Source organism: Alkalihalobacterium sp. APHAB7 (genome assembly GCF_048323755.1).
GTDB lineage: Bacteria > Bacillota > Bacilli > Bacillales > Bacillaceae_F > Alkalihalobacterium.
Genome location: NZ_JBLWFS010000008.1, coordinates 57,216 through 71,823, shown reverse-complemented (window position 1 = coordinate 71,823; position 14,608 = coordinate 57,216). Strand labels below are relative to the sequence as shown.

Genomic DNA, 14,608 nt, shown 5'->3' with positions numbered 1-14,608 from the left:
GGCTCTTTTTTTAAAAAGCTCTTTTTACAAAGATTGTTGCTCCGTGCTTTTGGACCGTAAGCCAAGCGAATGCTTGGCTCTTCACGCTAGGCGTGAAGCTTTTAAAAATAAAATAGCCGTTCAGACAAATGAATTTGTCTTGAAAAGGCTATTTTATTTTCAAAAAACGGTCCAAAAGCAACAAAGTTTACGAAAACAGCCAATTACTTTTACGTGATGATAGCAATATAACGGATTGTAAGTTACTTCATTTGACGAATTTCCGCTTTTGTTTTAATATATAGAATTTGAGACAATAATAAAACTAATACTAGTTATTAGATAATTACCAGAAATTTTGGAGATTGAAAAGAGGGTATTAAATGAATAAACCTTCCATTTATGGATTAACATTAGAAAAATTAACGGCATGGTTAATGGAACACGGCCATAAAAAGTTCCGCGCTCAACAGGTGTGGGACTGGTTATATCGAAAGCGAGTTACAGATTTTGCAGAAATGACAAATGTTAATAAAGAGTGTTTGCAACTATTAGAAGAACATTATGTCATTCATACTTTAAGGGAGCATGTAAAGCAAGAATCAGCCGACGGTACAGTTAAGTTCTTATTTAAGTTACAGGACGGAAACTTAATTGAAACGGTGTTAATGCGCCATAAGTACGGACTTTCTGTTTGTGTAACAACACAAGTAGGTTGTAACATTGGCTGTAGTTTTTGTGCGAGTGGACTTTTAACGAAAAGTCGTGACTTATCAAGTGGAGAAATTGTTGAACAGATTATGAATGTTCAACATCATTTAGACCAAGCCGGCAAAGACGAAAGAGTGAGTCACATTGTCGTGATGGGAATCGGCGAGCCATTTGATAACTTCGAAAATCTGATTGACTTTTTAGATATCATGAAAGATCACAAAGGTCTAGCAATCGGGGCAAGACATATTACCGTTTCTACGAGTGGGCTTTCTGATAAGATTTATGAATTTGCTGATTTAAAAATGCAAGTCAATTTAGCGATTTCATTACATGCTCCAAACAATGAACTTCGAACACGTATTATGAAAATTAATCGTGCGATTCCGATTGAAAAATTAATGAAAGCTATAGATTATTATATTGAAAAAACGAACCGACGAATTACGTTGGAATATATTTTATTAAAAGATGTAAATGATCAACGGGAAACGGCTCAAGAACTTGCTAATTTAATTGGAGATCGTCGTCGCTTAACGTATGTAAACCTAATCCCATACAATCCGGTAGATGAACATAGTCAATATCAAAGAAGTGAAAAGGAATCTGTCATGGCATTCTATGATACGTTGAAAAAGAATGGAATTAACTGTGTCATTCGTCAAGAACACGGAACCGATATTGATGCGGCATGCGGACAGTTAAGAAGTAAACAAATTAAACAAAAGCAATAAGGTAGACCAAGAGTAAAGTGAGTCGTGATTATGGAGACTCTCATTACAAAAGCCAGTAGAAATGATTAATTAATCATTTCTACTGGCTTTTTCTTGCCTTTAACAAGAAGTTATATTTCATCACAAAGTATATATTGATTAGTTTTTTGAGAATGTAGGAATAGTTTTAATTCTTGCTCTGTTGCTTCATAAAACTGACGGCCATCTGGCATTTTGTAATGTTGATAGTTGATTAATGAATCGATTAGATGTTCTTTCTCATTCGAGTATGATGTGATTAAGGACATTGTTCTAGCCTCCTTACTTGTAAACGCTTACAGGTTCATTGTAAGTCCCTATGTTGAAATTGTCAAACTATTGGAACTTTTAACTATAGATGAAAGATTACCTGCCAAGCTATTTTTCATTACACCGAAAATACTACAATTTTTGCAAGTATCGTATGGTATAACTAGAGTTATTAAAAGGTATGAAGGGGTGATAGATGTAACCTCAGTCTCCTAAATGAATTTTTGGGTAGGAAGAAAAGTATATTTTACAATATGATAAATAATTGAATAACACGATTTAACACTTTGTATAGTGTATTAGCCTACAAGTGCATGTAAAATTAACTCAAACTTCAAAATATTCAGTTATATAATACCTTCGTGTAGATAAAAGGATACATAGAAAGGTAGTAGAAAAGTCGTTACCGTTCTAATAAAATATGTAAACGCTTACAAAGTTTATTTGTGTTGAACAGCGACTTTCAATATAAAGCTAGTAAGAAGTGTCTGAAATAAGTTGATTGGTTTAACTCAGCTTTGTGGGATGATTGAATATCCTCGGAGTTAAGTTTTACTTTATCTTATAAATGTATTGATATATCAAGGAGGAATGGAAATGTCAGATAACGTAAAAATTGGACTTATTCAAGCTTCTAACGATGTACATGGAGATGAGCCCGTAGAGGTTCATAAAGAAAAGGCGATCGAAAAACATATAAAGTTAGTTAGAGAGGCTAAAGATAAAGGTGCTCAAATTATCTGTTTACAGGAAATTTTTTATGGCCCCTATTTCTGCTCGGAACAAAATCCGAAATGGTATGATGCTGCAGAAGAAATTCCGAATGGTCCTACAACGAAACGTTTTCAAGATTTAGCTAAAGAATTAGGTGTCGTCATTGTTCTGCCAATATATGAACGTGAAGGAATTGCGACTTACTATAACACTGCTGCAGTTATTGACGCAGACGGATCATACTTAGGGAAGTACCGTAAACAACATATTCCTCAAGTCGCTGTTGGTGATGAAGGATGCGGGTTCTGGGAGAAGTATTACTTCAAGCCAGGTAATCTAGGTTATCCGGTCTTTGATACAGCTTTTGCAAAAGTAGGGGTCTACATTTGTTATGACCGTCATTTCCCTGAGGGTGCTAGATTACTAGGGTTAAACGGTGCGGAAATCATCTTTAATCCATCGGCAACTGTTGCTGGTTTGTCTGAATATCTCTGGAAGCTAGAGCAACCAGCTCATGCTGTAGCTAACGGATTTTACGTTGGAGCGATTAATCGTGTAGGAGTAGAAGCCCCGTGGAACATGGGTGAGTTCTATGGTCAGTCGTATTTAGTGGATCCACGAGGGAGCTTCGTGTCCATCGGAAGTCGTGATAAAGACGAAGTAATTATTGGTGAAATGAATAAAAAAATGATCCGTGAAGTAAGAGATACGTGGCAATTCTACCGTGACCGCCGTCCGGAAACATATGAAGAAATGACTTCATTATTACCATAATAACAAAATGATAGGAGGGTGACTCAAAAGTGTCTTCACTCCGCCGGTTACACAAGAATAGAGCTGCGTGTATGCATAGTTCTAACGGTTAAGCGGTGGTTGCCTGACACTTTACCTAAAGTCATCCTCTATTTTCAAAATGTAATAGATCGATAAAAAAATTACGACCAAAGCTCTAGAATAAAGCAGTTAGATCGTTGAAAAGCCCCTAATGAAAAGTTTTACTTTATTTGATAAAGGAGGCATTTGTATTGAACCCGAAAAACTCTATGAATATATCATTAGTTGATTTAAAGAAAAACTTTGAAGAAGTCCACCCAGGCTTGTCTAATCAAGAAGCCATTGAAGAAGCGAACCGCTGTTTGTATTGTTACGATGCACCCTGTATTACCGCTTGCCCGACTGGAATTGACATCCCAACATTTATTAAAAAAATCGCATCTGGAAATTTAAAAGGTTCTGCAAAAACAATCATGACGTCAAACCCGATAGGTGCAAGCTGTGCGCGAGTCTGTCCAACAGAGGAATTGTGTGAAGGTGCTTGTGTTCTCAATCATTCTACTAAACCTATCATGATTGGAAACTTACAGCGATTTGCAACAGACTGGGCAATCAAAAATGAGCAAGTATTATTCAAAGCCGGTCAGAAAAACGGAAAGAAAGTTGCGATTGTTGGCGGAGGGCCTGCCGGTTTGTCGGCTGCTCGTGAACTTGCACTATTAGGGTATCAAGTGACAATCTTTGAAGCGGAAAAAGAAGCGGGTGGATTAAATACGTACGGTATCGTTTCATTCCGCTTACCTCAGGCTATTTCATTCTGGGAAGTTGATCAAGTGAAAAGCTTGGACGTCGAAATACGTACGAATACACGAGTCGGTACAGATGTTTCAGTTAAGGAGCTTACGGAAAACTACGATGCTGTTATTCTTGCAATCGGAATGTCGAGTGTTCCACAACTAGGGATTGACGGTGAAGATTTAGACGGTGTACACGATGCCATTGAATTCGTTAAAGAAACGAAAGATAAAGTTTCTGATCATCTCTTAGGAAAACGTGCGGTCGTCATTGGAGCAGGAAATACAGCGATTGACGGTGCGACATGTTCGGTTCGTCTTGGAGCTGAGAATGTAAAAATTCTTTATCGTCGAACGGAAGCTGAGATGACAGCTTATGATTTCGAGTACGAGTTTGCTAAACAAGATGGTGTTGAATTCCGATGGTTAACTGCCCCGAAACGAATAATTGGCGATGACAATGGCAAGGTCACTGCGATTGAATGTATCAAGATGGAATTAGGTGAGCCTGATGAAGGTGGACGTAGACGACCTGTACCTGTGGAAGGATCTGAGTTTATTTTACAAGTAGACGCTGTTATTAAAGCGATTGGTCAATCTAGATACGTTCAATTGATTGAGGAGTTCGGTTTAGACCATGATGGCGGTGTCGTTAAAATCGATGAGGGGACGTTCCAAACGTCTAACGAAAAGGTCTATGCCTGTGGAGATGTCATTTTTGGTAAAGGACAAGGAGAAGCGATGGTAGTATCGGCTGCTCAACAAGGAAAAGAAACAGCATACGCGATCCATAAGCAATTATTTAAGCAAGTAACAGAAACTGCATAAAAAAAGAGGAGGTTGATTTGTCTATGGCTGATTTACGAATAGATCTTGCAGGAATAAAGTCGCCGAATCCATTTTGGCTTGCTTCAGCTCCTCCGACCAATTCAGGCTACCAAGTTCAACGAGCATTTGAAGCGGGGTGGGGCGGAGCGGTTTGGAAAACGTTAGGTGATCCTATCTTAAACGTTTCCTCGCGCTTTGCCGCTGTCAGTTTTAATGGCCAAAAGGTTGCGGGGTTCAATAATATCGAGCTGATTACAGACCGCCCGCTTGAAGTTAATTTAAAAGAAATCTATGAAACGAAAAAGAGATTTCCTAATCACGCGATCATTGCATCATTAATGGTTGAACCGAAGCAAGAAAAGTGGCATGAGATCGTAAAACGAGTGGAGGATGTTGGTGTTGATGGACTGGAGCTTAACTTTGGCTGTCCACACGGAATGGCTGAGCGGGGAATGGGTGCCGCTTCAGGTCAAGTTCCTGAACTAGTCGAAAAGCAGACCTACTGGGTGAAAGAAGTCGCACAAACACCTGTCATTGTAAAGCTGACACCGAATATTACGGATATCACAGTTACAGCTGAATCAGCCGTACAAGGCGGAGCGGATGCAATTAGTATGATTAATACGATCAACAGTCTGGCTGGTGTCGATATTGATAGTTGGAATACGATACCACATGTAGCAGGTAAGGGTGCTCATGGTGGATATTGTGGACCTGCAGTCAAACCAATCGCACTTAACATGGTCGCTGAATGTGCACGCAACCCTCGTATTAACGTTCCAATTTCAGGGATTGGTGGCATCTCGAATTGGAGAGATACGGTTGAATTTTTACTGATGGGTGCAACAGGTGTTCAAATTTGTACAGCAGCGATGCACCACGGGTTCCGTATCGTCGAAGATATGATTGAAGGTCTATCCAATTATCTAGATGAAAGAGGAATCGCTTCCTTAGATGGAATTATCGGAAAGTCAGTAGAGCGGTATTCAGATTGGGGTAACCTTGATCTCAATTATAAAGTAGTTGCCAAAATCAATAATGATGTTTGTATTAATTGTAATAAATGTCATATTGCTTGTGAGGATACATCCCATCAATGTATCGATATGTTAAAGGACGGCCATGGGAATGACTTTTTACAAGTTCGTGAAGAAGATTGTGTTGGCTGTAACTTGTGTTCGATCGTTTGTCCAGTAGATGGAGCAATTGACATGGTTGAATTAAGGAGTGAACATCCACCGATGACGTGGAACGAACGACAGGCTGCGATTGGCTCAGTTCAAAGTTGTGAAGTAGATAGTATTAAGTAATGAGAATTAGGGGGAAAACGAATGAAGAAAATTATTAAAAATGGAATCATTGTAACAGCTGCAGATACGTATCAAGCTGACTTACTTATTGAAAATGGAAAGATCGCTGCAATTGGTCAAGATTTTCCAGTAGGTGGCGCAGAAGTTATTGATGCAAAAGGTTCTTATGTTTTTCCTGGTGGCATTGACCCTCATACCCATCTTGAAATGCCGTTTGGCGGAACGGTTTCTAAGGATGATTTTGAAACAGGAACAATGGCTGCAGCATTCGGCGGTACGACAACGGTCATTGACTTTTGCTTAACCAATAAAGGCGAGTCAATGAAAAATGCGATTCAAACATGGCATGCAAAATCCAAGGATAAAGCTGTTATCGATTATAGCTTTCACCTGATGATTGGTGAAATTAATGATGATGTTTTAGATGAGCTCCCAGTCGTTATGGATGAAGAAGGAATCACTTCATTTAAAGTGTTTATGGCTTATAAAAATGTATTCCAAGCGGATGATGGTACGTTATTCCGGACATTACTTGCGGCAAAAGAACTTGGCGGGCTAGTCATGGTTCATGCTGAAAATGGTGATGTTATTGAATATCTAGTAAACGAAGCGCTAGAACAAGGAAATACGGATCCAATCTATCATGCATTAACACGTCCGCCAGAAGTGGAAGGAGAAGCGACGGGAAGAGCTGCTCAATTAACAGGGTTGGCAAACTCTCAATTATACGTTGTTCACGTTTCGTGTGCCGAAGCCGTTGAGAAGATCGCGGAAGCAAGAAGGAAAGGGTATGATGTATGGGGTGAAACATGTCCTCAGTACTTAGTACTTGATCAAACGCATTTGGAAAAACCAGACTTTGAGGGAGCAAAATACGTATGGTCACCGCCGCTCCGAGAAAAGTGGCATCAAGATGTTTTATGGAATGCTTTAAAGAACGGGGATCTTCAAACATTAGGATCTGATCAATGTTCTTTTGACTTCAACGGTCAAAAAGATTTAGGAAAAGGAGACTTTTCTAAAATCCCTAATGGCGGCCCTATTATAGAAGATCGCGTCAGTATTCTATTTTCTGAAGGTGTCAAAAAAGGCCGCATAAACATAAACCAATTTGTTGATATTGTAGCAACTAGAAATGCGAAGCTGTTTGGATTGTATCCACAAAAAGGGACGATTGCTGTTGGAGCAGATGCTGATATTGTCATCTTTGACCCGAATGTCGAGAGAACGATCTCTGCCCAGACGCATCATATGGCTGTTGATTATAACCCGTTTGAAGGAATGAAAATAACAGGTGAACCTGTATCTGTCTTATCTCGCGGTGAGTTTGTTATTCGTGAGAAGCAATTTGTAGGTAAAGCAGGGCAGGGTCAGTATTTAAAAAGAGCAAGATATAATTCATCAGCTGTAAATATAACTGATAAGGTGAGTAATTAATATATCCTTACGAATCATTATCCCAAATAACAATTGCTTGACCAAGAGTTCTTCGGTCGAGCAATTGCTCTAATAAACACGGTAAGAGGCCCAACGTCGATCTGTCATTATTTAACTGAATATTTAGAAAATAATAAGAGGTAGGGTGATATGATGAAGGAAAAGCAAAGTCATCTAAAGTCTCCAGATTTGTTACCAATTCCACATAGTGGAAAGAAGATTGGATCGGTTGGGTTCGCGTTCATTTGGGTTGGAATGGCTGTTGTTCTTGCAGCCTTTGCCATTGGTGGTTCAGGTGTGCAAAGTCTCTCGCTAGGTTGGGTAGTTCTAGCAACGATTATTGGAAGTATAGCGATTGGTCTATGTATGACATTGACGGGTGACATTGGGGTGGAACATGGATTATCGTTCCCTGTTTATATGAGGGCTCCATTTGGTACAATCGGTACTCATATACCATCTATGATACGTGGTTTTGTTGCAGCGTGTTGGTTTGGGATTAATACGTATTTCGGTTCAACCGCGATGAATGGAATCCTATTCGTTTTATTTGGCTTTGATAATTGGTTCGTCTGTTTCTTGATCTTTGCAACACTCCAAGTGATTAATACTGCTTTAGGTATTAAAGCTGTTGAGCGTTTTGCTGACTTAGCCGCACCGATTATTATTATTATTTCAGGTTGGATGTATTTAACGTTATCGGATCAAGCGTTAGCAGAAGGCCGTAATGTGTGGGCTTGGGTGGAAAGTCCAGTAACAGGAGGAGCAGCTATTACTGCATTTATGATTGTTATTATGAGTAACATGGGCTTCTGGGGTACACTTGCTGCAGATATGCCGTCGATTTCTCGTTTTATAAAAGGACCGAAACTTGAAAGAAATTGGTTTAAACGTAATAAATCGCAAATTGCAGGTAGCTTAATTGCATTACCGATCGTGCAGACGTTCATGGTTGTTATCGGAGCGGTGTCTTATATTGCCGTTGCTAACTATGACCCAGTCGTTGCCCTTCAACAAGCAGCAAGTGGATTGGTATTAGGTGTACTATTGCTTATGATTGTGTTTGCACAATGGTCGACAAATATATCGGCTAACTTAATTCCAGCTGCGACTATTTTTTCTAATGTTGGAGGACCAAGAGTTCCGTTTTGGGCAGGTGTAGTAGCTGCAGGGGTGATTGGCTCTTTAGTACAGCCTTGGAGTTTGTTTGGCATTATCATTCCAGCCTTACTTATTGTCGGTGGAATATTGTCGGCGATCGTAGGTATTTTAGTAGCTGATTATTATCTTCTTCGTAAACGTCGCGTGAATGTCCCTGACTTATATAAGGAAGATGGCCAATATAGTTACGCAGGAGGTTTTAATGCGGCTGGTTACATTGCCTGGATCTTGGGAGGGACTGCAGCTTACTTTTTAGCCAACTACTCGTTTATTGTTGGATTTGCTGTTGGGTTAGTATCCTATTATTTCCTTGCGAAGTACTGGTGGTTTGTGAAGTACAAACAAGCAGAGATTGAAGACCCAAGTGATGAGAAATATTTAGGCATTACAGTAGGTCGAGATTGGGAAATTAGTGAAGGAAACGAAGAAGTAAAAAAAGTTGCACCATAAAAGTTTGAAAGAGTAGTAAAGAAAGAAAGAAAGAAAGGAGACGACCATGGCCGAATATCAACAATTTATTGCTGAAAGAGAGAAAATTGATTTTTTACTAGAACAAGGTTATGCAATTAAAGGGGTAACGGAAAACTTAAGCGGGGCATTTGTCGAGTTTGAGTTAAAAAGGCCGGATCCATCCGGTCATAAAAGTCCAATCGAAAGACTGCACATCTTAACCGCTGATGCGAGAAAATATTTTAGTTCAATCATTATCCAGCAAAACCAAACGACGTAATAAAAAAAGACCATCAAATTGTTGTTAATTTGATGGTCTTTTCATTTTCCCTATAAAAGAAGCTTTCTTTGGTAAAACCTTAATATACCTTATCCCCATTAAAAATAGAGTTTTTCACAATGACATAATCTACGTGGCGAATGGAATCTAGCGTAGTTCCGCCAGCGTATGAGATAGAAGATTGCAGATCTTGCTCCATTTCAGTTAACGTATCTTGTAAGGAACCCTTATGCTCCACGTACATTTTTTTACCTTCTACGTTCTTCTTTTCTCCTTTTTGGAATTCAGAAGCAGAACCGAAATATTCTTTCACTACCTTTCCATCAATTTCAATCGTTTCTCCTGGTGATTCTTCATGCCCGGCAAATAGAGAGCCAATCATGACCATCGATGCACCGAAACGAATGGACTTGGCGATATCCCCGTGTGTTCGTATGCCACCATCAGCAATAACCGGTTTACTTGCTGCCTTTGCACACCAACGAAGTGCTGCCAGCTGCCATCCTCCAGTCCCAAATCCTGTTTTAATTTTTGTAATACATACTTTCCCAGGACCAATCCCAACCTTTGTCGCATCGGCACCAGCATACTCAAGTTCACGTACAGCTTCAGGAGTCCCGACATTACCAGCAATGACAAAGCTCTCAGGTAGGTGCTTTTTAATATGCTGAATCATGTTAATGACCGCATTTGAATGACCATGTGCAATGTCAATCGTAATGAATTCAGGGGTAAGATTTGCCTCTGTCAGCTCTTCAATAAATTGATATTCTTCATCTTTCACTCCAACACTAATAGAAGCGTAAAGGCCTTTTGCCTGCATTTCCTTCACAAATGACAACCGTTTTTCCGGCTCAAAGCGATGCATAATATAAAAATAATTATTTTCAGCAAGATAAAGGGCTATGTTTTCATCAATAATAGTTTGCATATTAGCAGGCACAACAGGAAGTTTAAACTCACGACCTCCTAGTGTTACAGTGGTATCACACTCCAAACGGCTGTTAACAACACATTTATTAGGGATTAACTGAATATCTTCATAATCAAATACATTTTCCATGATCTACACTCCCAAAAGATAAATTTTTAGATAATGTTCGTCTAAATCTAAAAGGCAAAAAAAATCCTAACTATAAATGGGTAGAGGAATCCACCCATTCGTAGTTAGGAATTTAAGGCTCCTAGTAGAAACTCTTAGACCATATTTCTAAGAATATACGAATGATGATTAATATTTTACTTAAACACAAAAACGATTATAACCGAACTTTTATTATATGTAAATACTCATTGTTCGTATTTTATCTATAAAAATTAAAGGGACTTATACGTTAGTATTAAAAATGTTGCTTTTTGTGTTATTTGCGCAGGAAGGTTTTATATAGATTAAGAATATTTAAGTTAGTAGAGTTTACAGAATATACGGGGGAAAATTAAACCTTCATTTTGTTGGTAATGCGACACAGTGCCTATTGTTTTTGCTTTTTCTAATTTCTGAAGAAATAGTAGTTGACAACTAAAATAAATTTATGATATTATTAAAAATTTGATAAAAAACAATATGCATGATATGATTAAGAAAGTTACCATTTATGGAGGTGGGTTATTTGTTTCAAATTGGTGATAACATTGTTTATTCAATGCACGGAGCAGGTATAATTAAAGCCATAGAAGAAAAGGAAATCTCAGGGGACAAACAACAGTATTATGTCATAAAAATGTTAATCAGTAATATGCAAGTCATGATTCCTACGGGTAAAATATTGAGTTCATGTATACGCCCTGTTACTGACATAAATGCATTAAAACAGATCATACACATTTTTCAGCATGGAGAATCAGATAGATTGCTGCCGTGGAAACAAAGGTATAAAGTGAACATGGACAAAATAAAAACGGGTAAAATACAAGATTGTGCTGAAGTTGTACGTGATTTAATGCGTATGAAGAAAGAAAAAGCACTGAATACAAGCGAAAAAAAGATGTTAGATAACGCACATGAATTTTTGATTAGTGAACTCGAGTTAATTAAAGGGATTACTGAAAATCAAATAAAGAGTTTCTATTAAGCTTAACTTAAGACAATGTATTACATCTCCCGAAAGTTTATTATTAAAAGTAAATTCTTTCAAAGACATTCAACTTCTTCAACTCACCTTTAGAGCATTAACCTCTTTTTTTATTTCTACAATCTATTCCGTTTTCATTATTAAAATTTCTTTTACGAACGTTTGAATTTCCATCAAATAACAAAACGAATGGGTAACACCATAGGGTCAACTATAAAAATGGTTTCCGGGCCAGGAAACCATTTTTTATTTTAGGCTCTTTTCTAAAAGAGTGTTGCTTTTAGCTATTGGACCGTAACCAAGCCAAAGCTTGGTTACGGTCCAATAGCAACAAAGTTTACGAAAACAGCCTTATTTTATTTACATAACAATAGTAAAGGTTACTGGTGATGATTTTAAATCCTTGGATGAAGGGCAATGCGTACAATTTCACATTAGCGTCATGACAATGTGCGACTGCCTGTCGCACAAAAAAACAGGCCCTATATAAAGAGCCTGTTTGTATAAACGATTTAAGATTAAGCAGCTTGAACGTTAGCAGCTTGAGCTCCACGAGCACCTTGCTCAACGTCAAACGTTACTTTTTGACCTTCGTCTAATGATTTGAAGCCTTCACTTTGGATAGCAGAGAAGTGTACGAATACATCGTCTCCATTTTCACGTTCGATAAAACCAAAACCTTTTTCTGCATTAAACCATTTTACTGTACCTTTTTCCATATTTGTTGCCTCCTAGTGCGTTACCACACATTTTTTACTATCCTTGCCCAAAGTATCATCAAGACGAAAAGTCGATATTCATACTATTCTTTACACCGAACAAAAATAACTTCTTTATCATAGCAGGAAACAGGAAAAATTGCAAATGATTGGAATTCAACTAAAATAGTAAAAATCTCACAAAGAAAAAGAAAAGCAATCATGCAATACAAACAAATAACTTTTAATGACCAGTCTATATTAGATAAACCGTGGGAATGGAAATATTCAACACCACCTTCTTTATAAACGTAAAGCAAAAGAAGTCATAGGTTAGAATTTTGCATTAACGAAATGTCGAGAGGGACAGGAGGAGTTGTGATACACGTGCTATTTCACTAACAATTGTTCAAGTATGGATAGAAAATCTACCATACTTTTTGTTTGTTTTGTCTGAAAATAAAGGGAATTCTGACATACAAATAGAAATAGTTGATAACTATATTCTTATGTTATTAGGTAGATGGTGAAAAGGAAGTGAGGCAATGAAATCATATATAACCATTAATGAAATCTTACAAAGAAAGCACTTTGATAACACCGAAGTGATCGCTGGAGCAGATGGTTTACACCGAAATGTAAAATGGGTTCATGTTGTTGAAGTGGTCAATATTCGAAAGTTATTAAATGGTCATGAGCTAATTCTTACCACTGGTTTAGGCTGGAAAGAAAATAAAGCTTTATTTATTTCGTTTCTCAAGCAATTAATTGAAAGTAACGCTTCCGGTTTATGTATTGAATTAGGAACACACACCTCAAACATTCCTCAAGAAATTATTGAAATTGCTAATAAACATCAGTTTCCAATTATTCTTTTTCACCAAGAAGTAGCATTCGTACAAATCACTCAAGATATTCATTCACTGCTTATCAATCAACAATATCAAATGATTTCTGATCTAGAGAGTTACTCCCAAACGTTAAATAAACAATTACTCGAAATTGAACACTATGAAGAAATCCTAACGTTTTTCCAGTCGTTTTTAGATGTCCAAGTTGTTACGTTTTTTAATGAAGATATGATTTTTATTCCCCAATTATCAGCGAGTGAAAGACGAAACGTATTAGAAAAAATTGAGGCAGAACAACAGGACCCCCTTGTTGCTTCAATTGGTCGTCAGCCCGTACAAATCTTAGGTCATCAGTTTGCTGAATTGGTTATCGTTACAGATCAGAGAGAGATTAATGAATTTGATTTGCTTATTCTCGATCGAACGACGACCGCACTTGCTCAATATCTGTTACGAGATTTATATGTAGAAGAAAAGCGAAGAATGAAAGAAGCGGAGTGGATGACGGATTGGTTAGAAGGTCATCACAGTAATGAGGGAATTAAGGAGCATTTAACGTATGTAGAGCCTGGCTTAAAGTTAAATGGGGGGATTGTATGCACGTGTAAATTAAATTTAACGAGTCAGACATCTACTTTAGATGGAACATACTTTAAACTTTTATTCCGCACAATTTTCGAGCAACAAGGGTTTTATGTTTTTTCTATTGAAATTAGACATCATATCGTATTTATATTAGGAAATAAACGGACACCCAAAACATGGAAGGCTAGAATGACAGATGGATTTAAGCGGTTGAATACAGCCGATTATTCTAAAAAGTTAAAAGTAGCTTCGATTTCCTTTGGTGTAGGTAAGTTTGTCAAGCAGCTAAGTGATATACATATAAGCTATAAAACGGCAAAAGAGACATTACGACTACAAGATAAATTATCACAAGAAGGTAAGAGTTATTTCTACGATGACTTGCATTTGTACCGAATACTATCACTCATTAATAGGCACAGTGACCTTCAAGAAATCGTGATGGAGTATTTGCAGCCTGTCATGGAATACGATAGAAAATATAATGGTAAGCTAATAGAAACATTGAAAGCCTATCTAGCATGTAACGGTTCAAAACAAGAAACAGCGAAAAAGCTTTTTGTAGTCAGACAAACGATGTATCATCGGATCGAAAAGTTAGAAACGCTTCTAGGCCCGGACTTTATGCATTCAGAAAAGAGGCTTGCCATCGAATTTATGTTACTGGCCTACGACTACTTAAACATGACCGAAAATGACAACCCAACCGCCGCTCACGAGATGTAAAAGACTGTAAAACACTGTAAAACACTGTAAAATACTGTAAAACACTGTAAAACACTGTAAAACACTGTAAAACACTGTAAAACACCCAGTGCCAGGTACCTTTAGCGCAACAGCGCATTAAAGGTACCTGGCACTGTTCATTTTGTGGAATTATCTTATCTAGATATTTTACATTGTGTCTAATGAAGGCCCTTACAAAATGAGAGATAATGATTA

The 14,608-nt window shown here is 37.7% G+C and carries 12 protein-coding genes and 1 riboswitch; of the genes, 9 read left to right on the top strand and 3 right to left on the bottom strand.

Going from position 1 to position 14,608, the window contains the following annotated elements:
• Nucleotides 1-362 precede the first annotated feature (362 nt).
• A complete protein-coding gene (gene rlmN / locus ACNSTQ_RS10310; RefSeq protein ID WP_418199752.1) occupies nucleotides 363-1,424 on the top strand; it encodes a 23S rRNA (adenine(2503)-C(2))-methyltransferase RlmN in 1,062 nt (353 codons plus the stop codon).
• A gap of 110 nt (nucleotides 1,425-1,534) precedes the next feature.
• Here rlmN and fbpA read toward each other — a convergent pair whose 3' ends face one another.
• Nucleotides 1,535-1,711 (bottom strand): Fur-regulated basic protein FbpA, encoded by a 177-nt coding sequence (fbpA, locus tag ACNSTQ_RS10305; protein ID WP_418199751.1) that lies wholly within the window; start codon nucleotides 1,709-1,711, stop codon nucleotides 1,535-1,537.
• A 598-nt stretch (nucleotides 1,712-2,309) separates the two neighbouring features.
• On the opposite strand from fbpA, the gene ACNSTQ_RS10300 reads away from it, so the two are divergent.
• The 6 genes from ACNSTQ_RS10300 (at nucleotide 2,310) to ACNSTQ_RS10275 (ending at nucleotide 9,460) form a co-directional block, all read left to right on the top strand.
• The gene (locus tag ACNSTQ_RS10300; RefSeq protein ID WP_418199750.1) at nucleotides 2,310-3,200 is read left to right on the top strand and encodes a nitrilase-related carbon-nitrogen hydrolase; all 891 of its coding nucleotides are present in this window, start codon (nucleotides 2,310-2,312) and stop codon (nucleotides 3,198-3,200) included.
• A 269-nt stretch (nucleotides 3,201-3,469) separates the two neighbouring features.
• Complete coding sequence (locus ACNSTQ_RS10295) at nucleotides 3,470-4,822, top strand: NAD(P)-dependent oxidoreductase (RefSeq protein ID WP_418199834.1); 1,353 nt, start codon at nucleotides 3,470-3,472, stop codon at nucleotides 4,820-4,822.
• Nucleotides 4,823-4,845: 23 nt separating this feature from the next.
• Entirely contained in the window at nucleotides 4,846-6,132 is a 1,287-nt protein-coding gene (gene preA / locus ACNSTQ_RS10290; RefSeq protein ID WP_418199749.1) for an NAD-dependent dihydropyrimidine dehydrogenase subunit PreA, read from the top strand.
• A 21-nt stretch (nucleotides 6,133-6,153) separates the two neighbouring features.
• The gene (gene hydA, locus ACNSTQ_RS10285; protein ID WP_418199748.1) at nucleotides 6,154-7,569 is read left to right on the top strand and encodes a dihydropyrimidinase; all 1,416 of its coding nucleotides are present in this window, start codon (nucleotides 6,154-6,156) and stop codon (nucleotides 7,567-7,569) included.
• A 153-nt stretch (nucleotides 7,570-7,722) separates the two neighbouring features.
• Nucleotides 7,723-9,180, top strand: a complete 1,458-nt coding sequence (locus ACNSTQ_RS10280; protein ID WP_418199833.1) for an NCS1 family transporter — start codon at nucleotides 7,723-7,725, stop codon at nucleotides 9,178-9,180.
• Nucleotides 9,181-9,226: 46 nt separating this feature from the next.
• Entirely contained in the window at nucleotides 9,227-9,460 is a 234-nt protein-coding gene (locus ACNSTQ_RS10275; protein WP_418199747.1) for a hypothetical protein, read from the top strand.
• 79 nt (nucleotides 9,461-9,539) lie between these two features.
• On the opposite strand, the gene guaC is transcribed toward ACNSTQ_RS10275, so the two are convergent.
• Nucleotides 9,540-10,523: a GMP reductase gene (gene guaC / locus ACNSTQ_RS10270; RefSeq protein ID WP_418199746.1), complete on the bottom strand. Its 984-nt coding sequence runs from the start codon at nucleotides 10,521-10,523 to the stop codon at nucleotides 9,540-9,542.
• An 81-nt stretch (nucleotides 10,524-10,604) separates the two neighbouring features.
• Nucleotides 10,605-10,704, bottom strand: a riboswitch (purine riboswitch).
• A 351-nt stretch (nucleotides 10,705-11,055) separates the two neighbouring features.
• Here guaC and ACNSTQ_RS10265 point away from each other — a divergent pair.
• Nucleotides 11,056-11,532, top strand: a complete 477-nt coding sequence (locus tag ACNSTQ_RS10265) for a CarD family transcriptional regulator (RefSeq protein WP_418199745.1) — start codon at nucleotides 11,056-11,058, stop codon at nucleotides 11,530-11,532.
• Nucleotides 11,533-12,050: 518 nt separating this feature from the next.
• On the opposite strand, the gene ACNSTQ_RS10260 is transcribed toward ACNSTQ_RS10265, so the two are convergent.
• Nucleotides 12,051-12,251 carry a cold-shock protein gene (locus ACNSTQ_RS10260; protein ID WP_418199744.1) on the bottom strand — a complete coding sequence of 67 codons (201 nt, stop codon included), beginning with the start codon at nucleotides 12,249-12,251 and terminating at the stop codon, nucleotides 12,051-12,053.
• A 524-nt stretch (nucleotides 12,252-12,775) separates the two neighbouring features.
• On the opposite strand from ACNSTQ_RS10260, the gene ACNSTQ_RS10255 reads away from it, so the two are divergent.
• A complete protein-coding gene (locus tag ACNSTQ_RS10255; RefSeq protein ID WP_418199743.1) occupies nucleotides 12,776-14,392 on the top strand; it encodes a PucR family transcriptional regulator in 1,617 nt (538 codons plus the stop codon).
• The last annotated feature ends 216 nt before the right edge of the window (nucleotides 14,393-14,608 follow it).

Excerpts from the sequence above, each read along its gene's own strand:
- ACNSTQ_RS10295 (WP_418199834.1), top strand. The coding sequence starts at position 3,470 with ATGAATATATCATTAGTTGATTTAAAGAAAAACTTTGAAGAAGTCCAC.
- ACNSTQ_RS10300 (WP_418199750.1), top strand. The coding sequence starts at position 2,310 with ATGTCAGATAACGTAAAAATTGGACTTATTCAAGCTTCTAACGATGTA.
- ACNSTQ_RS10255 (WP_418199743.1), top strand. The coding sequence starts at position 12,776 with ATGAAATCATATATAACCATTAATGAAATCTTACAAAGAAAGCACTTT.
- ACNSTQ_RS10275 (WP_418199747.1), top strand. The coding sequence starts at position 9,227 with ATGGCCGAATATCAACAATTTATTGCTGAAAGAGAGAAAATTGATTTT.
- guaC (WP_418199746.1), bottom strand. The coding sequence starts at position 10,523 with ATGGAAAATGTATTTGATTATGAAGATATTCAGTTAATCCCTAATAAA.
- ACNSTQ_RS10260 (WP_418199744.1), bottom strand. The coding sequence starts at position 12,251 with ATGGAAAAAGGTACAGTAAAATGGTTTAATGCAGAAAAAGGTTTTGGT.
- hydA (WP_418199748.1), top strand. The coding sequence starts at position 6,154 with ATGAAGAAAATTATTAAAAATGGAATCATTGTAACAGCTGCAGATACG.
- ACNSTQ_RS10280 (WP_418199833.1), top strand. The coding sequence starts at position 7,723 with ATGAAGGAAAAGCAAAGTCATCTAAAGTCTCCAGATTTGTTACCAATT.
- fbpA (WP_418199751.1), bottom strand. The coding sequence starts at position 1,711 with ATGTCCTTAATCACATCATACTCGAATGAGAAAGAACATCTAATCGAT.
- ACNSTQ_RS10265 (WP_418199745.1), top strand. The coding sequence starts at position 11,056 with ATGGAGGTGGGTTATTTGTTTCAAATTGGTGATAACATTGTTTATTCA.
- preA (WP_418199749.1), top strand. The coding sequence starts at position 4,846 with ATGGCTGATTTACGAATAGATCTTGCAGGAATAAAGTCGCCGAATCCA.
- rlmN (WP_418199752.1), top strand. The coding sequence starts at position 363 with ATGAATAAACCTTCCATTTATGGATTAACATTAGAAAAATTAACGGCA.